This is a genomic window from Clostridia bacterium, assembly GCA_024653205.1.
Classification (GTDB): Bacteria; Bacillota; DSM-521; order Neomoorellales; family SLTJ01; genus JANLFO01.
The window spans coordinates 15,006-40,936 of sequence record JANLFO010000016.1 but is presented as its reverse complement, the minus strand read 5'-3'; the positions used below and the strand labels follow the sequence as shown (position 1 = coordinate 40,936).

Genomic DNA, 25,931 nt, shown 5'->3' with positions numbered 1-25,931 from the left:
TACCACACCGAAACAGTTGCGGTGGGAGAAGCAGAAAGGGACGGACGATTCGTCCACCCGGAGACCCGGGCCGGACCTAGCCTATGCTCACCTTCCTGGGTTGAGACGGGGAGCGGTCTGCCTTGGGGAGGCGCACCATCAAGAGCCCTTCCCGAAGGGTGGCCGTGGCCAGAGCAGAATCCACCCGCGCAGGCAGACTCAGCAGGCGGCGAAAATCCCCTTGGGCCCGCTCCCGGTAGCGGTAAACCAGACCGGGCTGGGCCTCGGACAGGCCGGAGCCTACGCTTCCGCTGACCTCCAGCTGCTGATCGTGCACCTCCACGGCCAGTTGGTCGGCCTTGCTGCCGGGAACCTCCATGATCACCACTACCTCCCGGTCGGATTCCAGGAGATCCACACGGGGGGCCGGGGCCGCAGGAGTAGCCGTCGGCAGCTCCGTCGGGGGGAGGGCGGTGGAAAAATAGGGCCACGCTACCTGTATGTGGTACACGCTCTCACCTCTTCACCGGAGGCCAAAAGAACCCCCGGCGGGGCGGCAATGCGGCCGCCCCGCCGCGGAAGCTCTAGCCCATAGGATTTACCCGAATGCGCCTGCGGGCCGCAAGGTCCGACTTGGGCAGGCGGCACTCCAGGATCCCGTTGCTGTAATTGGCGGTGACCTGCTCGGCCTTTACCGAAGTAGGCAAGGCGATGGTACGGTGGACGCTGGTGGGAATACCGCCGGCAAACGCGGTGCAGGAAATGCTCAACGAATCGTCGGTCACCGTCAGGTTAAGGTCGCTGGGGTTAATGTTGGGAAGCTCGGCGGTAACCACAATGTCGCTGTTGGTCTCCGAAATCTCTACCCGCGGCTCTACCAGCCCTGCCCCGGTATGCAGGTAGCGGAACTCGGGGCCGAGGGCCGACGAGGCGATGCCCGTACCCATGGCCGGCACGAAGCTGTACGTAATGGCGTGACCCATCGGCAAGCCGAAGGCTCCGGCGCTAATGGCCGGCACCCAGGCACTGCTTGCCGGCAGCATGTACCCTATACCCGGATAAGCGGGGGGCATCATCCCTGCCGTGGCAATCGGCTGGGCAGTCCAGGTAAGGGCCGGAGGCAGAGCCGAGGCCATCTGTCCGCCTTGGGCGAAAGCCATGGCCTGAGGATTGAAGGCGCTTACGTACATCAGGTTTTACCTACCTCCTCTTTGGCATTGGGGGCTTGCGCCCGAACCTTAATATGCCACCGGAGAACTGGGTTTATACCCCAGCTCCACTGGTCAGGGCGAAGAGGAGGTGGCGGAACGACTGCGGATCGACCGGCTGGCGGCAAGGTGGGCGGAGTAAGTGCGGCTAAAAGTATGACTGCCGTCGGGATTGGCCACAAAGTAAAGATAAGGCGCCGAGGCAGGATAAAGTGCCGCCCGCAGCGAAGCCAAGCCGGGTGAGGCTATCGGACCCGGGGGTAGGCCGACGTGAAGGTAGGTATTGTAGGGGGAAGGAATCTTGAGGTCCTCGGCGCGAAGAACCGGTCGGGGCTCATCGAGAAGGTACTGCACCGTAGCACAGGACTCTAGTTTTAATCCCAGGCGGAGCCGGTTGTGAAAAACCGCCGACACCAGGGGTCTTTCCGCGTCCAGCTTGGCCTCCCGCTCCACCAGTGAGGCCAGCGTGACCGCCTCCCGCACGGTGAGCGACAACTCCCGACACCGGGCCTCCATTTCCGGAGTGAAGGCCTCCCGGAAACGCCGCAGCATGGCCGCTATTATTTCTTCCTCGGTCATGTCTTTGGAAAAATAATACGTATCGGGAAAGAGAAAGCCCTCCAGCCGCTGAGTTCCCGGCGGCCCGTCCCGCAGGAAGTCGTAATCGAAGGGGGCTTCGGCAGCCACCTGCCAAAAACGCTCCGGGTCTATGAGGCCGGCCTCGGCGAGACGGGCAGCTATCTGCTTGAGGGTGAACCCCTCGGGAATGGTGACCCGGTGGCGTACCACGTTTCCGCTGGCCAGAGTATCGGCTATCTCGGGAACGGAAAGACTTGGCGACAACCGGTACTCCCCGGCCTTGAGGCTTTCCTCCAGCCCCTGCAGCCGCAAGTATATGCGGAAAACCACCGCGCTGCGAATGAGCCCCTCCTGCCGCAGTCGCTCGGCAATTTGGCCGGGAGAACTGCCCCGAGGGATCTTCACTACCACTTCCTCTTCGCCCGGAGGAGTTGCCGGCCCTAGAGCTCGTTCAAACCAGAAACCCAGACTGCATATAGCCAGGACCAGTATCAACAGGCCTGCCAGTACGCCCAGCCGGTAGGAAGGCCAAGGAAGCCGGGGTGGAAGCGTTGCCGTCGGCATTTCCGAATTACTCACCCTCCCCCAAGACGCCCCGCGGTAACCATCATACTATGCCGTCAGGTTGGGCACAACCCTGACGTTCCCGACGGTCACCCAGCCGACCCCAGAGGCCCCGATTCCCCTCCTCCCGATCGGCCGCCGAACGGGTTGGCGCTTTGCCCTCCGGAACCTTGTGGCTGCCGCACGGTCCTTGTCTTCCTCGGTTAGAGCGTTCGCAGACCACTGTCCGCCTGACCCAGCCCTCGAGGGTTAGGGTTGGGACCCGCCCCTCAGTACCACTCTGGGCCGCGCGCGATAAGAATCCCGCGAGACCAGCTCTTCCCTGCCCGAGCCCAGGAACCGCCGCCTGACTTCTACTTGCATTCCTTCCCTGCCCGGATAGAGCTCCACTTGGGCTCCGGGGGGCAGCCCGGGTTCAATGCGGAAAACCTCACCGGGAGGAATGGTGGCCAGCACTCTTACCCCTACCCGTATCGGCCCGGTTACCGGCTGCCGCCCCCAGAGGGAAACGCGCAGGTAGCCCCGGTCGAGCTTTGCCCGGATAAGCAGCGCCTGGGATGAAGGATTGGCAAAGCACAAGTCCAGACGACCGTAGACCACCGCGGCGTCCAGCCCCGGATCGATGTAGCCTACGGCGGCGGAATGAGGGTGACGTTCCAGGATCGGCAGCCCGGCCCGGAGGGCAGCGTTGTACAGGGTGGTGGCAACCTGGCACACCCCGCCCCCCGCCGCGCTCTGCTCGCCCAGGGGGGTCAGAACCGGTCCCGGCCGGTAGCCGGCCTCCAGGGTGCGCGGCCCCACCACTTGATTAAAGGAAAAGACTCGTCCGGGAAGAACCCGGTATCCGTCAATAGCTTGTGCCGCCAGGGCCAGATTCTGCAACCGCTCCTGCTGGCAGCCGGCGACCGGAGTGGCGCACTCGGCAAGCAGACAAGCTCCTCCCCCTGCTGCGGCCGGCCGGCAAAGCGGCATCGCTAATGCGAGCGCTGCCAGCGCCACCACCCGCCAGATCGGCAGGAGGCTTCGGCTCGGCAAGCTCGCATGGACAAGCAGGGCCGCGCTATCGCGGCCCCGGGTATTCCCTTTACTCTTCGGCCATGGCCTTCTCCCAGGCCTTCTCCACAGCCTCCCACTCGGCATCGTCCTCGATCTCGTGAAGGACCTCCTCGCCCTGCTCGTCGAGCTCGAGACGGAAGACCACTGCTTCCCCTTCCTCGCCTTCTTCCTCTTCGTCCAGGGGCAATAAGACCACGTACTCTTTCTCGCCCACCTCGAGGAAGTCCACCACCATAAACTCGTGCTCCTGGCCTTCATCGTCCAGCAGGACGATGGTATCGGATTCGTTCACCTGCTCACCCCGTTTCGGTTTGGTTATGCCTATTCTACGTCTGGTGGTTATACCTGTCAACATCGCCGGCGCTTGCACTCTCCCCCTCGGGGTCGGGCCTTGCGCCATGCTCGTTGTGCGCGCCCTGGACCTGGCGCCTGTCCAGGTAACCCTGGAGTATAAGGCAGGCGGCAGTGCGGTCCACGACTCGACGCCGCCTTCGACGGGAAAGATCGGCCGCCAACAGCGCCCGTTCGGCCGCGGCGGTAGTAAGCCGCTCGTCCCAATACCGAACCGGCAGCCCCAGGCCCGCCTCTAAGCGCCGCGCCCACCGGACCACGCGTTCCGCCTCCGGCCCCGGGCTGCCGTCAAGCCGGAGCGGCAGGCCCACCACCACTTCCTCTACCCCGTACTCCCGGGCCAGGGCGGCCAGAGCCGCCAGATCGGCTTCCCGGGACCGGCGGCGCAGGGTCATCAAGGGTTGGGCAGTGAGACCTGAGGGATCGCTAACGGCCACGCCGATATTCTTCTCCCCCACATCTAGACCCAGTATACGCATCCCGGCTAGACCACCTTCAGGCAGAAACTGCGACAGGCCAGGGCACAGTAGCCGCACAGCACGCAACGTTCCGGGTCGACCCTGGCCCTGCCCCTGTTTAGGCTCAGGGCCTGCTGGGGACAGCGGGAAACGCATTCTCCGCACCCCTGGCACCACTCCTCCACCACCAGCCGCCGGGTTCGCGTGCCCAACCTCGCCTTGAGTTCCCCCGGCACCTCGCGGCCGTCAGCCACCGCCAGGTTGGCCTCAAGCTCCTCCCGGCAGGACATGCCTACTACCACCGAGTCCACGAAGGGCAGGCCGAAAGCCCAGCGCAAGGCGGCATCGGCCTCGCCGATGAGGTGCCCGCCGGCAAGGGCTTTCATGGCATATATGCCCTTGCCCTGCCGGTGGGCGCGCTCGATCGCCGCCAGCATGGCCTCCCGGTCGCCGTCGATAATCCCCAGCCCCCGGCGGTTGACCAAGGGATGAATCACGTCTATCTCCACCAGGTCGGCGGCCGCCTCAACCGCGGCCACCGCGTGCGTGGAAATCCCGACTGCCCGTACCAGTCCTTTATCCCGGGCCTCTACCAGGTAGGCCAGAGCCTCGTAATGACCCCGCAGGGTAAGGGCACTTTCCTGTTCATGCAGTAGGAAGATGTCTATGTAAGGCCGGTTGAGTTCTCGTAGCGCCCGGACCAGGCTGTGCTCCATATCCGTTCGGGTGTAGGCGTAGGATTTGGTGGCAACCACTACCCCGTCCCTGCGGCGGGCCAACGCCCGGCGCAGGAGGTAGTAGTTCTCATAGATCTCGGCGGTGTCAATAAGATTAACACCCCGATCCAGGGCCTCCTCGAGCAGGGCGATGCCGGATGACGGGTCCGCAAGCCCGTGCGGAGGCGTAAGGGACAGCGAACCAAACCCCAGACGCGATACCACGAGACCGGTACGGCCCAGCGGGCGATAGTCCATGCGCGGTTATTCCGTCTCCTCCAGGTAACGGCGAAGAAGCTCTTCCAGGAGTTCGTCCCTTTCCAGGCGGCGAATGAGGTTACGGGCGTTGTTGTGACTGGTAATGTAGGCCGGGTCGCCGGAAAGGAGATAACCTACCAACTGATTGATGGGATTGTATCCTTTCTCCCTCAGCGCCTCATATACAGCGCGCAGGATCTGCCGGGCATCCGCCGGCTCCTCCTTGGCACGCCTGAAGGTTACGGTTTCTTCCAGGTGGGTTCTTTCTGCCATGGCTTCACCCCCGGCACTCCGCTGCTACCAGCTCTGCCGCCTTGGCCAAGGCTTCTCCCAACTTCTCCGGCCGCCGGCCACCCGCCTGGGCCATATCCGGCCGCCCGCCTCCTCCGCCTCCGGTCACGGCGGCTACTTCCCGAAGGATCCTGCCGGCGTGAAAGCCCTTGCTCACCAGGTCGCGGCTCACCGTGGCCACCAGGTTGACCTTGTCTTCGCCGACCGTGGCCAAGACGATTACGCCCGAGCCCAAGCGCTCCCGCAGGCGATCGGCCAATTCCCGCAACCCGCCCGCATCGGTTTCCGGCACCTGAGCCGCCAGCAGCTTCACCCCGTCGATCTCCTGCACCTGATCCAGCAGTTCCAGGAGACGATAGCGGTTGAGCTGCCCCTGCAGGGCCGCCGCTTCCTTTTCCTTTGCCTTTAGCTCGGCCAACAATGCTTCTACCCGCCGCGCCACCTGTTCCGGCCCGACCTTCAACGCGGCGGCCACCCGCTCCCATTCTGCGTCCCGCGCCACCACGTAATCGAGGGCGGCCAACCCGGCTACCGCTTCCACCCTTCTCAGCCCGGCCCCGATACCGCTTTCCCCGATGATCCTGAATAGACCTATCTCGCCCGTGTTGGCCACGTGAGTGCCGCCGCAGAGCTCCAGGCTGAAGTCGCCGATGCGTACCACCCGCACCCGGTCGCCGTATTTTTCCTGGAACAGGGCCATGGCGCCCATGGCCCTCGCCGCCTCCAGAGTAGTCTCCAAGACCTCTACCGGGATGCCTTCCAGCACCTTCTCGTTGACCAGCCGCTCCACGGCCCTCAGCTGCTCTTGCGTAAGAGGTTCAAAATGGGAGAAATCGAACCGCAAACGCTCCGGCGCCACCAGGGACCCCGACTGCCGCGCGTGGGCTCCGAGAACCCGGCGCAAGGCGGCATGCAGCAAGTGCGTGGCCGAATGGTGCCGCGCCACCGCCCGGCGCCGCTCGCGGTCCACACGGGCTTCAACTTCTCCGCCTCGTTCCAATCTGCCCTCTTCTATCCTTACCTGGTGCCAAATCTTGCCGGCCAGCCACCGGGCATCTTCCACTCGGGCCCTGCCCGAAGGCCAAACCAGGAGCCCGGTGTCCCCTACCTGTCCCCCGGTTTCGGCATAGAAGGGGCTCCTGTCCAGGACCACCCCGCCCTCTTCTCCCGCCGCCAGTTCGTCTGCCGGTTCCTCGCCTCGAAACAGGGCCAGAACCCGCGTTCCGGCCTCAAGCTGCCCGTATCCGATAAACTCCGTGGCCGGCAGGGCCTGCCAGAAGGAACCCGTTTCTCCTACGGGAGGCCCCGACCAGAAGCGGTCCGCGCGAGAGGCGCGGGCGCGCCGCCGCTGCTCTTCCAGACAGCGGGCGAATCCCTCTTCGTCCACACTCATCCCCCGCTCTCGGGCCAGATCGCGGGCCAAATCCAGCGGAAAGCCGTAGGTGTCGTAGAGCAGGAATACTTCTTCTCCGCCCAAGACGGTACGACCCGCAGCCAGCGCCCGGGTGACCGTATCCTCCGCCACCCGCATCCCTTCCTCCAGGGTTTCCAGGAACCGCTCCTCTTCCCTGGCGATTACCGCCCGGATACGCTCCTCGCCCTCGACCAACTCGGGGTAGGCCGTACCCATTAACGCGACCACTTCCGGAACCAGCCGGTGGAGGAAGGCCTCCTCTATACCCAGGGTCCGACCCAGGCGCACCGCCCGCCGGAGAATGCGCCGCAGCACGTAGCCCCGGCCTTCATTGGTAGGCACCACTCCGTCGGCCACCAAGAAGGTGCAGGCGCGAAGGTGATCGGCAATAACCCGGAAGGGGAAACCCGTCTCGCCCGGGCCGTAGCTGCGGCCGCATAATCTCTCAATCGCTTCCAACAGAGGGCGGAAGAGATCGGTTTCGAAGTTGCTGTCCACACCCTGGAGTACCGAAGCCATCCTTTCCAGACCCAGACCGGTATCGATGCTGGGCCGCGGAAGAGGGATAAGCTCGCCGCCTGCCTGCCGGTTAAACTGCATGAATACCAGGTTCCACACTTCCAGCCAGCGGTCACAGTCGCAGACGCCCAGGGCACACGGATGGGAATTGCAGGCGTGTTCCTTGCCCCGGTCGAAAATAATCTCGCTGCACGGTCCGCAGGGGCCGGTATCTCCCATGGACCAGAAGTTGTCCTTTTCGCCCAGGCGGACGATCCGCTCGGAGGGAACGGCCGCTACCGAGCGCCAGAGGCGAAAGGCCTCCTCGTCATCCCGGTAGATGGTAACCCAGAGCCTGTCCGCCGGGAGACCCAGTTCGCGGGTCAGAAACTCCCAGGCAAAGGCGATGGCTTCGGCCTTGAAGTAGTCGCCGAAAGAGAAATTTCCCAGCATCTCGAAAAAGGTATGGTGCCGGGCGGTCCGGCCGACGGTTTCCAGGTCGTTGTGCTTGCCTCCCGCCCGCACGCACTTCTGTGCCGTGGCGGCGCGGCGATAAGGCCGCTTTTCCAGCCCCAGGAAGACGTTCTTAAACTGGACCATTCCGGCGTTGGTGAACAGAAGGGTTAGGTCGTTTTCGGGCACCAGCGAGGAACTGGGTAATACGGTATGACCCTGGCGTCGGAAATAGGCCAGGAAGCAACTGCGCAGCTCGTTACCGGTCAACGGCCTCACCACCCGCCCGACCAATGCCTTTGCTTGGCTCATTATAACCCCGCCGTTTTCCAGTGTCAATTTCCTGCGCGCCTGACGTATCCTCACTTTCGAGTTAACTTGAGTTGACTGGCGGTACCGGGTACTCGCCTGAGTACATTGGCAACTCGCCGGGCACCGAACTTGGCGAGGACGAGCGCGGAGGCGGGCCGGAGGCCACGGACGGCCGAAGCCGAGGAGCGCCATGGACGGCGCTTCCGAGGGGAGCCCGCCGTAGCGCGAAGGCTGAGCCCTAGTTTGGTCGGCGAGGTGACAGTACGAACGGGGAGCACCCGGTACCGCCCGTGGGAAAGAGGGAATAACTCAGCCTGCGCGCACCTGCGCGCAAGTGGCCGCAGCTCTGTCCCCGGCTGCGGCCCGGGTTCCCCCCGAGCGGGCGTACCCGGCCTCCCGTTGGGGCTACTGCTCCACCAGGTAGAGATAAAGACGCCGCAGGAGCAGGCGCAGAACGGCCGCCACGGGCACCGCCAAGAGTACCCCCCACAGGCCGTAGAGGTGCCCCCCGGCAAGCAGGGCGAAAATGACTGCCACCGGGTGCAGACCCACGGTTTCGCTGAGGATGAGCGGGGCCAGGACTTGCGCCTCGATCTGCTGAACGATCACAAAAAGGATGACTACCAGAAGCAAGGCAGTGGTCGATTTTAGCCCCGCCAGGATCACCGCCGGCACCGCACCGATAAAGGGGCCGAAGAAGGGAATCAGATCGCATATGCCGGCGATGGCTCCCAGGACCAGGGCGTACTCTACGCCGATCAGGGCCAGGCCGGCGGCGCTCAGCAACCCTACCAGCAAGGCCACCACCAGCCGTCCGAAGACGAAGTTGCGAAGTACCGCGTCGATTTCTGCCAGCAGGCCGAGCACCTGCCCCTGGTAGGGAGCCGGGACGTACGCTTCGACGCGCCTGGTAAGACCGCCGGCATCGCGCAGGAAGAAGAAGGCGAGGATGGGAGCCAAGATCAAGTTGGCGGCCTGGGAAACTACATCTATGACCGCTCCGGCGGCCGACCGCAGGGTGCTTATCAGGAACTGTTCTGCCCGCCGAAGATGCTCGTCGATTATCAGGCGCACCCCCTCGGGTAGGGGAGTGCGCTGGTACCGCCGGGATAAGTCCTCCAGGAACTGCTCTATGCCCGCCGTATGCCGGGGCAGGCCCTCCACGAAGGCGGCCGTCTCCCTGACCAGCGCCGGCCAGGCAAACGTCCCTGCCAGGGCCAACATGGCCGCGCCCACCAAGTACACCAGAAGGATGGCGGCGGTCCGGTTGAGCCCGCGCCGGGTAAGCCCGTTAACCGGGGGGCCAAGGATGTAGGTGAAGGCGAGGGCAAAGATGAAAGGAGGTAGTACCGCCCGCACCCGATAGACAAAGTAAAGGCCCACTGCCGTCAGTAGGCCCCCGATTATCAACTTCTTGGGGTTGCGGAGCCACCTCAAGCGCCGCCACCCCTACTTTTTTAACCAGCCAGTAATCCGACGCACCGCGGCCTCCCGACCGCCTCCCTTTGCCGCACCTCGAGGCCAAAACACGGCCCCGGCAATCAATCCCAGCATACCGCCGGTGATCAGGCCGCTCAGGAAGCGTCGTTCAAACCACACCGTCCTCACCTCCTGCGCCTTGCAGCGCTATCAGCGTCCCGTCCTCGGCTACCGAAAAGACCTCCCGACGGTGATTGTACTCCAGGAGACAATTCCAGCAAAAGAACTGTCTCGTGCCTACCTGCCCCACCTGCCGGCTACTCCCGCAGACCGGACAGGGGGGCCGGTAATGTTTGGCAACCAACAACCATCTCGCCTCCGGCACAACCGAACCGCTAGCATCGGCCCGCGCTAAATAGTCTTACCCCGCCAGGCAGGAAAAATACCGGGCCCTCTCAGTCCCGCGCTGCGGCAACCTCACTTTCGGTTTCCGAAACCTCCTCCTTCTCTTCCCGGCGTTGCAGGCGACGGTGGTAAGTCTTCAGCTTCTCCAACACGCAATGGTGAACGGTCCCCGGCGGGTAGGTACCGTCGGGACGGCGTTCACCCGCGGGCAAACCGGTGAGTATGGCCAGTCCCTCGTCCACGTAGCGTATGGCCCAGACGTGAAACTCCCCCCGCCGGCAGGCTTCCACCACCTCGTCTGAAAGCATGAGGTGGCGGACGTTCTGGTACGGAATGATCACCCCCTGGCGCCCGGTCAGACCCTTCACCTTGCAGACCCGGTAAAACCCCTCGATCTTGGCCGTTACCCCGCCCACCGGCTGGATTTCTCCCTTCTGGTTGATGGAACCGGTGACGGCTATACCCTGGTCCAAGGGCAAGTCGGCGAGACTGGAAAGCAGGGCGTAAAGCTCGGCGCTCGAGGCGCTGTCCCCGTCAACTCCCGTATACAGCTGCTCAAAGCACAGGCTGGCGGAGAGGGCCAGGGGCACGTCCTGCGCGTACTTCGCGAAGAGGTAACCGGTCAGAATGAGTACTCCCTTGCTGTGGATGTTTCCGCTCATCTTGGTCTCTCGCTCGATATTGACCACCCCCCGCTGCCCCAGGCCGGCGGTGGCGGTGATGCGCGAGGGCCGACCGAATACGTAGTCGCCCAGGTCTATTACCGAAAGCCCGTTTACCTGGCCGACTACCCGGCCGTCGGTATCGACCAGAAGCTCTCCCCGGGCGAACATCTCCCGGATCTTCTCCTCAAGCCGATTCGACCGGTAATGCTTCTCTTCGATCGCCCTGCTCACGTGCCGGGCTCCCACGTAAGGCGCTCCCTCCACCGCCGCCCAGGCATCGGCCTCATAGAGGATTTCCACCAGTTCGTTGAACCGGGTACTGAGCTTCTCCTGGTCTTCCGCCAGCCGGGAGCTGTACTCTACCACCTTGGCCACCGCTCCGCGCTCGAAGTGCCGCAAACCCTCCTGGCGGCAGTGAAAGCTTATGAACTGCGCCAGCTTGGTCTCGTTCTCGGGAGTGCGCGCCATTTCGGTGTCAAAATCCACGCGGATCTTGAACAGCTTGCGGAAGTCCTCGTCGTACTGGTAGAGAAGGTGGTAGAGCAGCGGATTCCCGATCAGGATGACTTTCAGCCGCACGGGAATGGGTTCCGGCTTGAGGCTAGCCACGGGTATGAGGCCGAACTGCTCCCCCATGTTTTCGATGGAGAGCTGGCCGGTCTTCAACACGCGCTTCAACGCTTCCCAGCTGAAGAGGTTTGCCAGTACGTCCCGGGCTTGAAGGATCAAGAAGCCGCCGTTGGCCCGGTGCAGCGCCCCGGGCCTGATCATGGTGAAGTTGGTGCTGAGGATCCCCCATTCGTTCTCGTGCTCCACCCGGCCCACCAGATTGTAATAGGTGGGGTTGTTCTCCGCTACCACCGGCGCGCCGCAGCAGCTGCGACGGTCGATCAGGAGATTCACCTTGTACTTCAGTAAGGCGGAACTGCGGCTGGGCCGGGCCCAGGGCGGGACGTTATGCTCTTCTTCCTCCGCCCGGAAGAGTTCCAGGTTATTAAGGATGTCCTGCTTCAGTGCCTCCAGGTATTCCACCACCTGCGGGTGTTCCTGGTACTTCTCCTTAAGCGCGTCGATGCGGTGGCCGGCGCAGAACAAACCCACCTGAGCGTCGAGTTTCCTGATTTTCTCCCTGGCTTCCCTTTCCGCCTGCTGCACCCGCCGGATGGTATCCCGGATGTCAAACTGTAAGGCGTTGGAGCGGCGCTCGATGTCCTCTTTGGTCTCCGCCGGCAGGGCTTCGTACTCCTCGCCGCTCAGGGGCTTGCCGTCGACCAAAGGCACGGTCACAAAGCCGGTGCTGGAGCGGCGCAGGCTGAAGCCCTGGACCGACGCCCTTTGGGTTAATTCCTCTACCAACTGACCGCTGCGTTCCTGAAACTCCCGGATTATGTCGTTCTTCTGGTTCTCGTAGTCGTCACTACCGAAGGCCCGTGGTATCTCCACCTGCAGTTCCTCGATCAGCTCTTCCAGATCCCGGCTTAAGCTGGCTCCCTTCCCGCACGGCAGGCACAGTACTCGGGGCTGGGAAGGATCGCGGAAGTTATATACGTAACACCAGTCTTCCGGCGTAGGCAGGCTCGCAGCCACCTGGCTGACCACCGAACGGGCGTAACTAAGCTTACCCGTGCCGGTAATACCGGTAAGAAAGAGGTTGTAGCCGGGCTTTTGCACCCTGAGGCCGAATTCCATGGCCCGGACTGCCCGCTCTTGCCCGATAATACCCTCCAGGGGCTCCACTTCCTCGGTAGTGGAAAAACCAAACTGTTCAGAATCACATTCCCGGCGCAGCGCCGATACCGGAACCTCCGGCCATTCCACCATTTCTTTCCCGGTCTCTCCTTTCCTGATCTCGCATGGCAGAAGCGTAACCCATGCCGCTCCCACCTGTCAATAAGCCGCATGGTCAGCATCTTACCGCTTTCTGCAACGGTCCCGCTGGCTTCGAAGGCCAAATCCTCGCCGGACACCCAACTCGCCGGAAGCACGCAGGTCGGCAGAGTTGAGGATGTGGGTGATTGAGCGCACGTGCAAATTGTTATTGCACCTTCCGTCTGCTATAATGATCGCGTCTACAGGTTACGGGCCCATCATCTAACCTGGGCGATCCCCGGGGAGGACAGCGAGGTGAATCTGGTGCTGAAGGTATACGTGTCTACCGAAGCCGGGCTGGCAGAGCAGAGTACTGTAACTCTAAGAAAAGGAAGCTGGATTAACCTCGTTGCCCCTACCCAGGAGGAAAAGGAGCAGATCAGCCGGGATGTGGGCATACCGCTTGACTTCTTGGAGTACCCTCTGGACGAAGAAGAAATACCCCGCATCGAATTTGACGACCACGGGGTTCTGGTGATTATAAGGGTTCCTGTGGTGCGGGGGGCCGCTTACGACACCCTTTCTCTGGGCGTTATCATTACCGAGGATGTAGTGATCACGGTGTGCCTTGAGGATAACCCCGTAATTACAGAGCTCCTCTCGGGCAAGGTACGGGGATTCTACACCTTCAAACGAACGCGCTTCCTGTTACAGATTCTCTTTAACGCCTCCACTCTTTATCTGCGCTACCTCAGACAGATCGATAGGAAAAGCGAAAATATCCGGGCAAGGCTGGAGTACTCTACGCGTAACCGGGAACTGATAGACCTGCTCGACCTGGGCAAGAGCCTGGTTTATTTTACTACCTCTTTACGCTCAAACCAAATTGTAATGGAAAAACTTATGAGGTCCTACCTAATTGTGAGCGATGATCAGGGTAAACTAATAAAGATGTACGAAGAAGATAGAGAACTCCTGGAAGATGTAATTACCGAAAACAAGCAGGCCATAGAAATGGGAGAGATCTACACCAGCATCCTGAACAGCACTATGGACGCGTTTGCCTCAGTTATTTCCAACAACCTAAACATTGTGATGAAGTTCCTCACGGTAGTGACCATTGTCTTAATGGTCCCGACCACAGTGGCCAGCTTTTACGGCATGAACGTGCCCTTGCCGGGACAGCACTCCCCGCATGCCTTCGTTATTGCCTTGATCGTATCCGCGCTCATCTCCTTAACGGTAGTGGTGACCTTCCGCTGGCGCCGCATGATCTAACCGTGGCTTTTGGCGCCCCCGTCACGACACCCTGCCCGACCAGGGCGGAGGAGAACGACGTACTCGCTCCACGATGGACGGCAGGATTTCCAGTACGTAGGCCACGTCGTCCTCGGTGTTTCCCCATCCCAGGCTCAGACGCAAGGCTCCCTGGGCCCACTCGGGCTCCAACCCCAAGGCCACCAAAACGTGCGATGGGTCAGGAGCCAGAGCGGTGCAAGCCGAGCCGCCGGAAGCGGCCACCTCCGCCCGGTCGAGCTCCGCCAGCAGTGCCGCCGACGTTGCCCCTCGCAGGCAAAAACTGGCATGGTTGGGCAAACGCCGTTGCCGGTGACCGGTGAGCATCGTTTCCGGGACATTTCCCAACAGCCCCTCTATCAGCCGATCCCGCAAGGCACCAAGCCTGGCGGCCTCTGCCGGCAGTTCCCTTTGGGCCAACTCCGCCGCCGCACCCATCCCCACGATCCCGGGGAGATTCTCCGTTCCCGGGCGGCGGCGGCGCTCCTGATCTCCGCCGTGAAGAAGCGGTTCCAGGCGAACGCCCTTGCGCACGTAGAGGGCGCCCGTGCCTTTGGGGCCGCCGAACTTGTGGGCCGACAGGGCCAGAAGGTCAACCCCCAGCTCGTCCACCACGATCGGTATCTTGCCGGCACTCTGCACGGCGTCGGTGTGAAAAAGGATGCCCCTCTGCCGGGCCAAACGGCCGATTTCGGCGATGGGCTGGATGGTGCCAATCTCGTTGTTGGCGTGCATGATGCTGATAAGAACCGTTTGCTCGGTAACCGCCGCGGCCACGTCCTCTACCCGCACCAATCCGTCGGCCGTAACCGGGAGAAAGGTGACCTCAAACCCGTTCTCCCGCAGGTAGCCGGCCGTGTCGAGAACCGCGTGGTGTTCTATGGCCGAGGTTATGATGTGTCTTCCCCGGCGCGAATAGGCCCGAACCGCTCCCAGCAGGGCGAGATTGTTGGCCTCCGTACCCCCGCTGGTAAAGACGATTTCCTCCGGTCGGGCTCCTATGAGGGCGGCCACCCGCGCCCGTGCCTCTTCCAGGCCCTGCTTGGCCTGCCGCCCCCGGGAATGAACGCTGGACGGGTTGCCGTAACGCTCGGACAGGTAGGGCAGCATGGCCTCGAGGACCTCGGGGCGCAGCGGCGTGGTGGCACTGTGGTCCATGTATACCGACCGACGGGTGTTCAACGCTCGAATCCCTCCTCGCGTGACCTCTCCGGCAAGCACCGATTTTAATATCTCCCTGCCGGGCCGCGGCCAACCGCGATCACGATCGCTTCGTCCTGCCCGGTCTGCCGCCCTCACCTTTTTCGAGCGGCCTTGCCCCTCCTGAGCGTCGGGACTTGAGACCGGCCTCCCAGCCGCTTTCCGAAGGCTCGTAATACCTGGCCCCCACCAGGGGGTCGGGCAGGTACTGCTGCTCCACCCAATGCCCGGGATAGTCGTGCGGGTACTTGTATCCGGCACCGTGTCCCAGGCGGGCGGCACCGGCGTAACTCGCGTCGCGCAGGTGCGGGGGCACGTGGCCGATGTCTCCTTCGGCTACGTCCCTCTTGGCCCGGGCCAAAGCCCGGTAGACGCTGTTACTCTTGGGGGCCAGCGCCAGATAAACGGCGGCTTCGGCCAGCGCCAGCTCCGCCTCGGGCATTCCCACGTACTCCACCGCCTGGGCGGCGGCAGTGGCGATCACCAGCGCCTGGGGGTCGGCCAGGCCGACGTCTTCCGACGCCAGGATTACCATACGGCGGGCGACAAATCGGGGGTCTTCCCCGCCGGCCAGCATGCGCGCCAGGTAGTGGAGGGCGGCGTCGGCGTCTGAACCCCGCAGGCTCTTGATGAAGGCGGAGACCACGTCGTAATGCTGATCTCCCTCACGGTCGTAAAGCAGGGCCCGCTCCTGAAGGGCCTCCTCCACGGCAGAAAGGGGCACCCGGCGTCTGCCCTCGGAGTCGGCCGGGGTGCTGAGGACGGCCAGCTCCAGGGCGTTAAGCGCCACGCGGGCATCACCCCGGGAGGCCCGGGCCAGGTGCTCAACGGCCTGAGGCTCCAGTTCGGCCTCATATTCTCCCAGTCCCCGCTCCCTATCTGCCAGGGCGCGGAGAACGAGCACCTTGATCTCGTCCTCGGTAAGCGGGCGGAGTCTGACCACGCGCGACCGAGAAAGCAGGGCGGAGTTGACGCTGAAGTACGGGTTCTCCGTGGTGGCACCGATTAGAACCACGGTGCCGCGCTCCACCGCAGGCAGGAGGGCATCTTGCTGGGCCTTGTTGAAGCGATGGATCTCATCTATGAGCAAGATGGTTCGCTGTTGGTAACGCCCAAGGCATTCCTCGGCCTCGTGAATTATCCGCCTCAGGTCCGATACTCCGGCCGTGACCGCGCTGAGACGTTCGAAACGCGCTCGGGTGGTACGCGCGATAACCTCGGCTATGGTAGTCTTTCCCGAGCCCGGGGGACCATACAGGATGAGGGAACTGATCCGGTCCTGCTCTATTGCCCGCCGCAACACTCGGCCGGGCCCGAGAACCTCCTCCTGACCTACCACCTCCTCCAGCCGGAGGGGCCGCATTCGCCAGGCCAACGGCGCTCCCTTCTTCTCCCATTCGGTTCGGGCCAGGGAAAAGAGATCCGGCACGGCAAGCCTCCCGCCTAAGAAAAAGCCGGGGCGGCAACTGCCCCGAAACTAGAGTAGCACCCCACTGGTGCCGTTGACCGCCGTAGTTTCTAGACCCGCTCTCGCAGGTGGGTGCCCTCCTGGATGCTTTATGTTTCCCCGCCGAGGGGGCCTGCACGCCACACCCAGAGGCCGGGCTCCCTTTTTCTTGCTGTTGGCCCAAAACTGGCCGACGGCCTCGCACACCGCAGGGTGCTCCGCTGAGTTATCTCGTTTGTTTTTATGTTACCACAGCTTGCGTTCCTTTGCAAGCCGGCCACCCGCAAGATTCAAGCTCTCCATCCGGATACCTTAGGCGGAGTATTGTCTGCCGGTCGAACAAGGGGGCAGCCCCGCTTTCACCGGCCGTGCGGAGCATCCAAGGCGTGCCGTTGCCTACCGCAAGCCCGGCCAAACGGCGACGCCGGTGGGGAGACTTGTGCTAACAAGTCCGCCGCCGGTCATTATGAAGGTTGCGCATTCAATACTATGTTGAAAGGATGGTTTATCATCGTGGCTAATTGACAGCGCGGAGATGCGTACCATATACTTCCCATGGAGGTGGTCTGTGATGGCAATAGAATGGTTCAATCCCCGGGCCAGGCTGCCAATGGTGTCGATAACCCAGTACGGCCTTGTGTTTAATCAGGCGGCCGTAGCGGCGCTGTCTAAACCCGAACTGGTGATGCTCGGCTTTGACCCGGAAAGAGAGATAATCGTGGTTAAGCCTGCGGACGAAGGTGGCGACCCGACTCTGGCCGTTCCCTTCGCTCCCAAGGAGCGCAACGGTTCGGTGCGGCTGGCCACCCGGGAGTTCTTGCGCTTCCTCTTCTCGCGCAAACCCGAGCTCTCTTCCGGGCTCGGAACGCGCTATTCGGCCTACTGGGACGAAAATGAAAGGGCGCTGATGGTAGACCTCCGCCAGCGCCACCAGGCAATTTCGCGCCGCCGGCGCCGGGCGGGCCAAGAACGCTAACGCCACTTAAGCGCCCGGGCTAACCGAGACGGAGGTGCAACTCCTTCAACTGGCGGGGACTTACGGCATCCGGTGCGCCGGTAAGGGGGCAGGTGGCGCTCTGGGTCTTGGGGAAAGCGATGACCTCCCGGATGCTTTCCTCCCCCGCCAAGAACATCACCCAGCGATCCAACCCCAGGGCCAGGCCGCCGTGAGGCGGAGCCCCGTACTCCAAGGCCTCCAGCAGAAAACCGAACTGGGCCTGGGCCTCTTCAGGAGAAAGGCGAATGAGGGAGAACAGCTTCTCCTGTACGTCGCGCCGGTGGTTGCGGATGCTACCCCCGCCCAGTTCCAAACCGTTGAGCACCAGGTCGAAGGACAAGGCCCGCACCCTGCCGGGGTCGGTGTCCAATAGTTCAAGGTCTTCCGGCCGAGGCGCGGTAAACGGGTGGTGCACCGCCTCCCAGCGCTGCTCCTCGGCGTTGAATTCCAGGAGGGGAAAATCGGTTACCCACACCGGAGCCCAGCGGTCGGGTTCCACCAGGTTCAGCCACTGGCCCAAATGGACCCGGAGGAGCCCCATGACCTTGCAGGCCTCTTCCTTGGGGCCGGCCACCAGGAGCACAAGGTCGCCGGAACCGGCTTCCAGGACGGTGAAAAGTCCGTCGAGTTCTTCGGGCTTCAAGAACTTGGCCGCCGGGGAACGCACGCCTTCGCCGGTTAGGGCCAGCCATACCAGCCCCCGGGCACCGAAGGCCTGCGCCTGACCGGCGAGTTCGTCCAGTTCGCGGCGGCTGAGGCCGGCCTTTCCGGGCACCCGCAGACCGATCACCTTCCCGCCCCCGGCCAGCACCTCGCGAAATACCCGGAACTCGCAGGTCCCGAGTACCGGTGATACATCCTTCAGCTCCAACCCGAACCGCAGGTCCGGCCGGTCGGACCCGTAGCGCTCCATGGCCTCCTGAAAGGTAAGGCGGGGAAACGGCCGCGGCAAACGGATGCCCGCGACCTCCTCCGACACCGCCGCCACCAACTCTTCCACCAGCTCCAGAATCTCTTCACGGCTCACAAAGGACATTTCCAGATCCAGCTGGGTGAACTCCGGCTGGCGATCGGCGCGCAGGTCCTCGTCGCGAAAGCACCGGGCGATCTGGAAGTAGCGGTCGATACCCGCCACCATCAAGAGCTGCTTGAAGAGCTGGGGAGACTGGGGCAGGGCGTAGAACGCGCCGGGATGAAGCCGGCTGGGCACCAGGAAGTCCCGTGCCCCTTCGGGGGTGCTCTTGGTAAGCACCGGCGTTTCTATTTCCCAAAAGCCCCGGCGATCCAGGAAGGTACGTATGGAACGGGTCGCCTGGTAGCGCAGCCGAAGATTGGCCAGGCGGTCGGGACGGCGCAGGTCCAGGTAGCGATAACGCAACCGCACGATCTCGTCCACTTCCTGAGGCTCGTTGACGGGCAGGGGCGGAGTGCGCGAGGGATTGAGCAGGGCCAGTTCCTCGGCTTCCAGCTCCACCTCGCCGGTGGCCAGATTGGGGTTGGCCGTTCCCGGAGGCCGCATCCGCACTCTTCCCCGCACGGCTAGCACGTACTCCGGCCGCAGCCGCTCCGCCGTCCGGAAGGTCTCCGGATTCTGATCCGGACTGAACACCACCTGCAACACGCCCGTCCGATCGCGCAAGTCGACAAAAATGAGACCGCCGTGGTCCCGGGTGCGGTTTACCCAACCCATGACCGTGACCGTTGTACCCGCGTGCTCCGACCGCAGCTCGCCGCAGTAGCAGGTGCGTCGCCAATGTTCGTCCAAACCCAACAATGTCAGAGGCACGGGAACCATACTACCTCCTCAAGGTGTACTCCGGAATTGCTCCAGCGCCGTTTCCAGGTCGACCAGGGCTACTTTTTCCTGAAGGCCACCGTCCATGACCCTGAGGGTGACCTTGCCCTCACGCAACTCTTCCGGGCCCAGGATAAGGGTCACGGCGGCGCGCCAGCGGGCGGCGTGCTTCATCTGGGCCTTGAGGCTGCGCTCGAGATAGTCCTGCTCGGTGGTGTACCCCGCCCGGCGGAGTCTCAATACTACTTCCGCCGCCTCGGCCCGGTCCACTCCTTCGGTCACGGCTACGAAGACCCTGAATTCCATCCCTTCACCGGGTTTCCGGCCCTGGGCCTCCAGTGCCAGCAGTACCCGCTCCATGCCCAGGGCGAACCCCACTGCCGGAACCGCAGGCCCTCCGCAGGCTTCTACCAGTCCGTCGTAGCGGCCCCCGCCGCCGATGGAGTTCTGGGCCCCTATTCCCGCGGCGGTAAGCTCAAAGGCAGTACGCGTATAGTAATCCAGCCCGCGCACCAGGTAGGCATCTTCCCGGTACGCGAAACCCAGGCGCTCGAGGTAGGTCTTCACCGTTGCCCAATGCCGGGCACAGTCCGCACAGAGGTAGGAAGTAATCAGGGGGGCTTCCCGCAGTACCTCCCGGCAGCCGGGCTGCTTGCAGTCAAACACCCGGAGGGGATTACGAACGTAACGATCAAGGCAGTCCCCGCACAATTCCTCCTGCCGGGGGCCCAAGTAAGCCAGAAGGGCCTCCCGATAGGGCGGCCGGCACCGGGGACAGCCAACGGAATTGAGGTGCAGTTCTACCCCCTCTAACCCCAGCTCCCGGCAGAACTCCAGGGAGAGGGCGATGACCTCGGCGTCCGCCGCCGGCTCCCCGGAACCCAGGAACTCCACCCCGAATTGGTGAAACTGCCGCAGCCTGCCCGCCTGGGGCCGACCGTACCGGAACATGGGCCCCAGGTAGTAGAGCTTCACCGGAAGAGAACCGGCGTAAAGCCGGTTCTCTAAGAAGGCCCTTACCACCGGCGCGGTACCCTCCGGACGCAGGGTAAGGCTGCGGCCGCCCCGATCGTTAAAGGTATACATTTCCTTGCTCACGATGTCGCTGGTATCGCCCGCGCTGCGTACGAACAGCTCCGTGTGTTCGAAGACCGGGGTGCGGATCTCTTCGTATCCGTAGCGGCCCGCCAACCGGCGGGCGGTTTGCTCGAGGTACTGCCACGCTTGGGCCACCGGACCCAGGACGTCTTCGGTGCCGCGCGGCCGGGTGGTCAGCGGTTCCATATAGGCTCTCCATCCCGTCCTAGAAAAGCCGGCGACTGTCCAGCAGGAGGGTCACCGGCCCCTGGTTGTGGATCTCCACCAGCATGTCGGCGGCAAAACGGCCTGTGGCCACCTTCAGGCCGAAGCCACGCAGATATTCTACCATAAGTTCGTAGAGGGGATAAGCCTTCTCAGGAGGAGCAGCCGAGGTAAAATTAGGCCGCCGTCCCTTGCGGCAGTCACCGTAGAGGGTAAACTGGGAAACGACCAGGGCTTCCCCGCCTATTTCAATAAGAGATCGATTCATCTTGCCTTCGGCGTCGGGAAATATCCGGAGGTGGGCCACCTTCTCGGCCAAATACCGCGCGTCTTCGGCCTTGTCCTCCTGCCCCACTCCCAGCAAGACTACCAGGCCCGGCCCGATACTCCCCACTTCGGCTCCGTCCACCAGCACCCGGGCGCTGTTCACCCGCTGAACTACCGCCCGCACAGGATCACCTCGTCTTAAGAAGTAGGGGTGACCCGCCTTACCTCCAGTACATCCCGAATGCGCCGCACCTTATCCATGATGGACTGAAGCTGGTCCAGATTGGAGATTTCTATCTTGAGGTCCACCGTGGCCAGGTTGTTCTTCGTGGCCCGGGCGTGCACCGCATTGACTATGGTCTTGGTATCGGCAATGGCGGTCATGATGTCCGCGGTGAGCCGCGGCCTGTCCACAGCCAGAGCGGCGATCTGCACCTCGTAGACGGACTCGGCATTGTCCTCCCAGGTTACGTCGATTATGCGCTCCGGCTCCGAGCCCTGGTGGTACTGGAGATTGGGGCAGTCGGCCCGGTGTACGGAAACCCCCCGCCCGCGGGTCACGTACCCGCGGATGGCATCCCCCGGAAGCGGATGACAGCAATGGGCCAGACGGACCTCCACGCTGCCCACGTTGGGCACCCTCACTCCCGAGGTGGAACGGCGCCGCCGGGGAAGAGGAACGATGAGCGGTACGGGCTCCGTCTCGGCGGGGAGATCGAGTTCGTCCTTGAGCCGGCCCAAAACCTGGACGGAGCTCACCGCTCCGTCCCCCACCGCCGCGTAGAGGTCCTCCACGCTGAGGAAATTGAAGCGGCCCAGAACCTTCTCCAGATTGTCCGCCTTGAGCACTTCCAGCGGCAGGTTCTGCTTGCGGGCTTCCTTCTCCAAAAGCTCCCGGCCCCGGAGGCTGTTCTGCTCTCGCTCTTCCTTCTTGAACCACTGCCGGATGCGATTGCGGGCCTGGGAGGTCTTGACTATGGCCAGCCAGTCCCGGCTGGGCTTGCCGCCCTTGGCGGTAAGGATCTCCACGATGTCGCCGGTCTGAAGCTGATAGTCCAGGGGTACGATCCGGCCGTTGACCTTGGCGCCCACGCACTGGTGTCCCACCGCAGTGTGCACGTGATAGGCAAAATCTATCGGCACCGACCCGGCCGGCAGCTCCACCACATCCCCCTTGGGAGTGAAGACGTAGACCCGGTCGGCGAAAAGGTCTATCTTGAGGGTCTCCATGAACTCCCGCGGGTCACGCATTTCCCGCTGCCACTCTAGAAGCTCACGCAGCCAGGACAGCTTCTCCTCAAACTCCCGGTCCGTAGTGCTGCGGCCTTCCTTGTAGCGCCAGTGGGCGGCGATGCCGTATTCCGCCGTGCGGTGCATATCCCAGGTCCGGATTTGGATCTCGAACGGCCGGCCGTCGGGCCCCAGTACGGTGGTATGCAGAGACTGGTACATGTTCGGTTTGGGCATGGCGATATAGTCCTTGAAACGGCCGGGTATGGGCTTCCACAGGCTGTGGACCACTCCCAGCACGGCGTAGCAGTCCCGAACCGTTTCCACCAGTACCCGGACGGCAATCAGGTCGTAGATCTCGTTCAGGCTGCAGTTCTTCTTGCGCATCTTGCTGTAGATGCTGTAAAAATGCTTGGGCCGGCCGCTGATGTCGGCCTTAATACTGCTGGCCTCAAGCCTTTCTTTCAGGGTAGCTATGAGGTCCTTAAGGTAGGCGTCCCTTTCCTGCCGCTTGACCGCTATCTGTTCCACCAGATCGTAGTAGATCTCGGGGTGCAGGTAGCGTAGCGAGAGGTCCTCCATCTCCCACTTGAGGCGAAAAATCCCCAGGCGGTGCGCCAGGGGAGCAAAGATTTCCACCGTCTCTTGCGCGACCTCCCGCTGTTTCTCCGGAGGCTGATACCCCAGGGTACGCAGGTTGTGCAGGCGGTCCGCCAGCTTGATCAGGATTACCCGGATGTCCTTGGCCATGGCCAGGAACATCTTCCGCAGGTTCTCCGCCTGCTGCTCTTCCTTGCTCCGGTATTCCAGGCGCGTGAGTTTGGTAACACCGTCTACCAGGGAGGCGATCTCGGTTCCGAACTCTTCCCGTACCGCCTCGAGGGTCACCGGCGTATCCTCCACCACGTCGTGAAGTATCCCGGCGGCGATGGTCACCACGTCGAGCTGGAGCTCGGCCAGAATACCGGCCACCGCCAACGGGTGGACGATGAACTCTTCTCCGGACCGTCGCTTCTGACCGTTGTGGGCCCGGGCGGCAAAAGAGTGGGCATGGCGCAGCAGCTCCGTGTCCGCCTCGGGATGATAGGCACGTATCTTCTTGATCAGCTCTTCGATCCGCATGGGTTTCACCGCCGCCGAAGCCCTTCTAGATTAAATTATATTCCAGAGCGCGCCAACGGCAAGCGGCGCGCGAAATTCAGGAACTCTCGCCAGGATTTCCAGGCCGCCCTGGCCTCTGCGTAGCGCCAGGAGTCGGTCAGTACCGCCCTCTGTCCCTGGAGTTCCTCGACCACGGCGGCGGCTACCCGGAGCAGCGAAGGGGGCCAGGACCGCAGGTCCGGGGGCCCTCCCTGCCCGCCCAGAGTTTTCCACATCCCGGCCGGAGGCCACAGCGAACTCAGGAAGCGTTGATTAACCGCTTCTTCTTTCCGCGGCCAGCCCAGGTAGGCGCCTGCGGCGCCCAGGGCGCACAGTCCGAACTCCACCCGGGAAAAAGGAGGGTAGAGGAAGAGTACCGCCTTTCCCGGCCGCAGGCCTCCGATCACCGCCGCCGCCGGAGTGCCCACCAGAACTTGCCACCGGCCCTCCTGCCAGGCTTCCCGGGCCCGACGTTTGGCCGCCTCCGGCAGGCGCTGGTGGTAGATCCCTATTTCCCCCGCATCGCCCCACTCCCGGCTCAGGCGCGCGGCCAGCGCCTCCGCCCGTTCCCATCCCCGAACGTAAATCAGCAAGGGTCGCTCCGGGGAAAGCAAGGACCGGAAGTCGCCGTCAGGCAACCGGTAGGCCGGAATACCCGGCCAATCCGGGGATCCGACCACCCGGACTACCGCCGAGCCCGACCACGCCGCCGTCCGTCCACCGTCGTTCTCCCCGCGGCCCACCCGCAAAATCAAAGTAGATTCGGACGCCGAACCCAGGAGACCGGCGTGCTGGCACAGCAATCCCGCCGAGGCCACCAAAACCCAACCCGCCTTCCCTTCAAGCCGGTGCAGCAGCCTCTCTACTTCCGCTCGACGCAGGTAGGCCGGAGCCGGTACCGCCTCCACCCCGATCTCCCGGAGCCACCGCACCAGATAGGCGGCCAGAACCGGCGCCGTCACCGCAACCACGTGCCCGCCACCCTCTGCCCGCAACCGGCGGGCGAACTCGGACCAGAAGGTGAAGAACTCCTCCGGCTCCAAACCAGACGGCCGCGGCTCCGTGGTGCCGCCGAGCCTGGTTGCTGCCCGCCGCCAGGCGACCAGCTGCAGCACTACCTCGGGTTCACCGTTGTAGGTATCCACTATAGGGGTAAAGGCCAGATCTACGCACCGTCCCAATACCTCGCCTACCGCTCCGCCCATGCCGAAACCGATGGCCGGACGGCGTTCCCCTTCCTGCTCCACGACCAGACGCAGGTGCTCACCCTCGCGGCCCACCGCCCTGGCCTTGGGTACGGTCACTCCGTGAACCACAAGAAGCGGCCGGGGATTGCCTTCGCCGAAGGGCTCTAGCCGCGCGAGTTCCTCCGCCAGATCGCCATCTACCTCCCGCAGTCCCACCACCGCCTCCACCAGGAGCGCCGGTTTCTCGGCCGGCCCTCCCGGGGCTACCTTTATGCCCGCCAACCTTCTGCGCAACTCTTCCAGGTGGGCAACCGGGAGGGATACCCCCACGGCCCGATCGTGTCCGCCGTAGCGCGTAAAGAGATCGCGGCAAGACGCCAGCAAATCAAATAGAGGGAGGCCCGGTAGACTGCGACCCGATCCCCGAGCCTCCTCCCCTTCCACCGCCAGTAATACGGCGGGTCGCCGGCATTCCTCCGCCAGGCGGGCGGCCACGATCCCCAGCACCCCGGGATGCCAATCCTCGGAGGCCAGGATGAGGACCCCCTGCCCACGGGCGAGTTGCTCCTTGGCCTGCTCTCGAGCCTCGACCAGGACCCGCAACTCCAGGCCCTGACGCTCCTGGTTTAGGCGCTCCAGAGCCTGCACCAATTCTTCGGCCTCCAGGGCACCCGTGGCCAGCAGCAGCCGCAGCGCCAGATCGGCCCTGCCCATGCGCCCCGGGGCGTTGAGCCGGGGCACCAGCGTGAAACTCAGCGCCCGGGGATCAAGCCGGCGTCCGGCCACCCCGCTTGCCGCGGACAGGGCCCGGAGCCCCGGCCGCACCGTTTCTTCCAGCCTGGGTAATCCCAGGCGCGTAAAGATGCGGTTATCCCCGATCAGGGGGACGGCGTCGGCCACGGTACCCAGGGCCACCAAATCCAGGTACTGCTCCTCAAGGCCACGGCAACCGAATTCGCGCGCCAACGCCCTCGCCAGGTGAAAGGCTACGCCCACCCCGGACAGGCTCTGCCCCTCCCCCGGATACACCACCGCCTCGGCCGGGGGAAGTACCGGAGGGAGCCGGTGGTGATCGGTGACGATCATCTTCAGGCCGTTGTCCCTGGCCCAGGCCACCTCTTCCCAGCCTGCCAGGCCGCAGTCCACGGTCACTATCAACTCGTAACCTTCGGCCTTGGCCCGGGCCAGTGCCTCCTTATGCAAACCGTAACCCTCGCTCAGGCGGTCGGGCAGGTAATACCCGGCACTGATGCCTAATTCCCGCAGAAAGGAGAGTAGCAGGGCGGTGGCGGTAACGCCGTCTACGTCGTAATCCCCGTAGACCAATACCCGGCAACCGGAGGCTATCGCCCGCGCCATTGCGGCTACCGCCCGGTGCATGCCCGGAAGTTCCCGGGAATCGCTCAGGTCACCCAGGCTTCCCTCCAGAAACACGCGGGCCGCCTCCGGATCTCTTTGCCCCCGATTGATAAGAAGCTGGGCCAGCAGGGGGGAAATACCCAGGCAACGGGCCAGCTCTTCCCGTAATTCGGGACATGCCGGCATCAACTGCCACTCTTGGCGGTCCAACTACCCTCTTCCCCCCGTTCCCCGCCCGAATCAGCGCCGGGCCCGGCGGCTTCGGTCTTGACCCGG

22 protein-coding genes and 1 other RNA gene are annotated in these 25,931 nt (G+C 63.5%); 2 read left to right on the top strand and 21 right to left on the bottom strand.

The features are described from left to right. Positions 1 to 76 precede the first annotated feature (76 nt). The 13 genes from NUV99_08750 to NUV99_08690 all read right to left on the bottom strand — a co-directional run bounded on the left by NUV99_08750 (position 77) and on the right by NUV99_08690 (position 12,447). Complete coding sequence (locus tag NUV99_08750) at positions 77 to 490, bottom strand: Hsp20/alpha crystallin family protein (GenBank protein ID MCR4420193.1); 414 nt, start codon at positions 488 to 490, stop codon at positions 77 to 79. A gap of 73 nt (positions 491 to 563) precedes the next feature. Then, a complete protein-coding gene (locus tag NUV99_08745) occupies positions 564 to 1,169 on the bottom strand; it encodes an Hsp20/alpha crystallin family protein (GenBank protein MCR4420192.1) in 606 nt (201 codons plus the stop codon). A gap of 93 nt (positions 1,170 to 1,262) precedes the next feature. Then, a complete protein-coding gene (mltG, locus tag NUV99_08740) occupies positions 1,263 to 2,345 on the bottom strand; it encodes an endolytic transglycosylase MltG (GenBank protein MCR4420191.1) in 1,083 nt (360 codons plus the stop codon). Between the two features lie 234 nt (positions 2,346 to 2,579). Beyond that, positions 2,580 to 3,212 carry a VanW family protein gene (locus NUV99_08735; protein MCR4420190.1) on the bottom strand — a complete coding sequence of 211 codons (633 nt, stop codon included), beginning with the start codon at positions 3,210 to 3,212 and terminating at the stop codon, positions 2,580 to 2,582. A gap of 202 nt (positions 3,213 to 3,414) precedes the next feature. Then, complete coding sequence (locus NUV99_08730; protein MCR4420189.1) at positions 3,415 to 3,678, bottom strand: DUF1292 domain-containing protein; 264 nt, start codon at positions 3,676 to 3,678, stop codon at positions 3,415 to 3,417. A gap of 34 nt (positions 3,679 to 3,712) precedes the next feature. Further along, complete coding sequence (gene ruvX / locus NUV99_08725; GenBank protein ID MCR4420188.1) at positions 3,713 to 4,216, bottom strand: Holliday junction resolvase RuvX; 504 nt, start codon at positions 4,214 to 4,216, stop codon at positions 3,713 to 3,715. A gap of 5 nt (positions 4,217 to 4,221) precedes the next feature. Then, entirely contained in the window at positions 4,222 to 5,169 is a 948-nt protein-coding gene (locus NUV99_08720; protein MCR4420187.1) for an aldo/keto reductase, read from the bottom strand. 6 nt (positions 5,170 to 5,175) lie between these two features. Continuing rightward, a complete protein-coding gene (locus NUV99_08715) occupies positions 5,176 to 5,442 on the bottom strand; it encodes an IreB family regulatory phosphoprotein (protein MCR4420186.1) in 267 nt (88 codons plus the stop codon). A 4-nt stretch (positions 5,443 to 5,446) separates the two neighbouring features. Continuing rightward, on the bottom strand, positions 5,447 to 8,137 hold the full coding sequence (gene alaS / locus NUV99_08710) for an alanine--tRNA ligase (GenBank protein MCR4420185.1): 2,691 nt from the start codon (positions 8,135 to 8,137) through the stop codon (positions 5,447 to 5,449). A gap of 405 nt (positions 8,138 to 8,542) precedes the next feature. Next, on the bottom strand, positions 8,543 to 9,574 hold the full coding sequence (locus NUV99_08705) for an AI-2E family transporter (protein MCR4420184.1): 1,032 nt from the start codon (positions 9,572 to 9,574) through the stop codon (positions 8,543 to 8,545). 12 nt (positions 9,575 to 9,586) lie between these two features. Further along, entirely contained in the window at positions 9,587 to 9,736 is a 150-nt protein-coding gene (locus NUV99_08700; protein MCR4420183.1) for a hypothetical protein, read from the bottom strand. Further along, positions 9,726 to 9,923, bottom strand: coding sequence for a hypothetical protein (locus tag NUV99_08695; GenBank protein MCR4420182.1), 198 nt, complete (start codon positions 9,921 to 9,923; stop codon positions 9,726 to 9,728). Before NUV99_08695 ends, NUV99_08700 begins: the two co-directional genes overlap by 11 nt. 88 nt (positions 9,924 to 10,011) lie before the next feature. Then, entirely contained in the window at positions 10,012 to 12,447 is a 2,436-nt protein-coding gene (locus NUV99_08690) for an AAA family ATPase (protein MCR4420181.1), read from the bottom strand. A gap of 312 nt (positions 12,448 to 12,759) precedes the next feature. Here NUV99_08690 and NUV99_08685 point away from each other — a divergent pair, with 312 nt between their 5' ends. Beyond that, entirely contained in the window at positions 12,760 to 13,713 is a 954-nt protein-coding gene (locus NUV99_08685) for a magnesium transporter CorA family protein (protein ID MCR4420180.1), read from the top strand. Between the two features lie 21 nt (positions 13,714 to 13,734). Here NUV99_08685 and NUV99_08680 read toward each other — a convergent pair whose 3' ends face one another. From NUV99_08680 to ssrS, 3 genes are all read right to left on the bottom strand, one after another. Beyond that, the gene (locus NUV99_08680; GenBank protein ID MCR4420179.1) at positions 13,735 to 14,913 is read right to left on the bottom strand and encodes a cysteine desulfurase; all 1,179 of its coding nucleotides are present in this window, start codon (positions 14,911 to 14,913) and stop codon (positions 13,735 to 13,737) included. A 79-nt stretch (positions 14,914 to 14,992) separates the two neighbouring features. After that, entirely contained in the window at positions 14,993 to 16,360 is a 1,368-nt protein-coding gene (locus tag NUV99_08675; GenBank protein ID MCR4420178.1) for a replication-associated recombination protein A, read from the bottom strand. A gap of 54 nt (positions 16,361 to 16,414) precedes the next feature. Beyond that, a non-coding RNA gene (ssrS, locus tag NUV99_08670) (6S RNA) lies at positions 16,415 to 16,596 on the bottom strand. Positions 16,597 to 16,949: 353 nt separating this feature from the next. Between ssrS and NUV99_08665 the strand changes: the two genes are divergently transcribed. Continuing rightward, a complete protein-coding gene (locus NUV99_08665) occupies positions 16,950 to 17,354 on the top strand; it encodes a hypothetical protein (protein ID MCR4420177.1) in 405 nt (134 codons plus the stop codon). A 19-nt stretch (positions 17,355 to 17,373) separates the two neighbouring features. Here NUV99_08665 and aspS read toward each other — a convergent pair whose 3' ends face one another. Genes aspS through recJ form a run of 5 tightly spaced genes read right to left on the bottom strand, consistent with a single transcriptional unit; the run spans position 17,374 to position 25,841 of the window. Further along, complete coding sequence (gene aspS / locus NUV99_08660; GenBank protein MCR4420176.1) at positions 17,374 to 19,161, bottom strand: aspartate--tRNA ligase; 1,788 nt, start codon at positions 19,159 to 19,161, stop codon at positions 17,374 to 17,376. Positions 19,162 to 19,179: 18 nt separating this feature from the next. Continuing rightward, positions 19,180 to 20,454: a histidine--tRNA ligase gene (gene hisS, locus NUV99_08655; GenBank protein ID MCR4420175.1), complete on the bottom strand. Its 1,275-nt coding sequence runs from the start codon at positions 20,452 to 20,454 to the stop codon at positions 19,180 to 19,182. A 19-nt stretch (positions 20,455 to 20,473) separates the two neighbouring features. Then, on the bottom strand, positions 20,474 to 20,923 hold the full coding sequence (dtd, locus tag NUV99_08650) for a D-aminoacyl-tRNA deacylase (protein ID MCR4420174.1): 450 nt from the start codon (positions 20,921 to 20,923) through the stop codon (positions 20,474 to 20,476). A gap of 14 nt (positions 20,924 to 20,937) precedes the next feature. Beyond that, positions 20,938 to 23,091 carry a bifunctional (p)ppGpp synthetase/guanosine-3',5'-bis(diphosphate) 3'-pyrophosphohydrolase gene (locus NUV99_08645; protein MCR4420173.1) on the bottom strand — a complete coding sequence of 718 codons (2,154 nt, stop codon included), beginning with the start codon at positions 23,089 to 23,091 and terminating at the stop codon, positions 20,938 to 20,940. 35 nt (positions 23,092 to 23,126) lie between these two features. Beyond that, positions 23,127 to 25,841, bottom strand: coding sequence for a single-stranded-DNA-specific exonuclease RecJ (gene recJ / locus NUV99_08640; protein MCR4420172.1), 2,715 nt, complete (start codon positions 25,839 to 25,841; stop codon positions 23,127 to 23,129). Positions 25,842 to 25,931: the final 90 nt, after the last annotated feature.

What these genes read in the sequence shown, in the direction of transcription:
- recJ (MCR4420172.1), bottom strand. Translation starts at nt 25,841, where the DNA reads ATGCCGGCATGTCCCGAATTACGGGAAGAGCTGGCCCGTTGCCTGGGT.
- NUV99_08645 (MCR4420173.1), bottom strand. Translation starts at nt 23,091, where the DNA reads ATGCGGATCGAAGAGCTGATCAAGAAGATACGTGCCTATCATCCCGAG.
- NUV99_08745 (MCR4420192.1), bottom strand. Translation starts at nt 1,169, where the DNA reads ATGTACGTAAGCGCCTTCAATCCTCAGGCCATGGCTTTCGCCCAAGGC.
- ruvX (MCR4420188.1), bottom strand. Translation starts at nt 4,216, where the DNA reads ATGCGTATACTGGGTCTAGATGTGGGGGAGAAGAATATCGGCGTGGCC.
- NUV99_08720 (MCR4420187.1), bottom strand. Translation starts at nt 5,169, where the DNA reads ATGGACTATCGCCCGCTGGGCCGTACCGGTCTCGTGGTATCGCGTCTG.
- alaS (MCR4420185.1), bottom strand. Translation starts at nt 8,137, where the DNA reads ATGAGCCAAGCAAAGGCATTGGTCGGGCGGGTGGTGAGGCCGTTGACC.
- NUV99_08690 (MCR4420181.1), bottom strand. Translation starts at nt 12,447, where the DNA reads ATGGTGGAATGGCCGGAGGTTCCGGTATCGGCGCTGCGCCGGGAATGT.
- hisS (MCR4420175.1), bottom strand. Translation starts at nt 20,454, where the DNA reads ATGGAACCGCTGACCACCCGGCCGCGCGGCACCGAAGACGTCCTGGGT.
- NUV99_08715 (MCR4420186.1), bottom strand. Translation starts at nt 5,442, where the DNA reads ATGGCAGAAAGAACCCACCTGGAAGAAACCGTAACCTTCAGGCGTGCC.
- NUV99_08665 (MCR4420177.1), top strand. Translation starts at nt 16,950, where the DNA reads ATGGCAATAGAATGGTTCAATCCCCGGGCCAGGCTGCCAATGGTGTCG.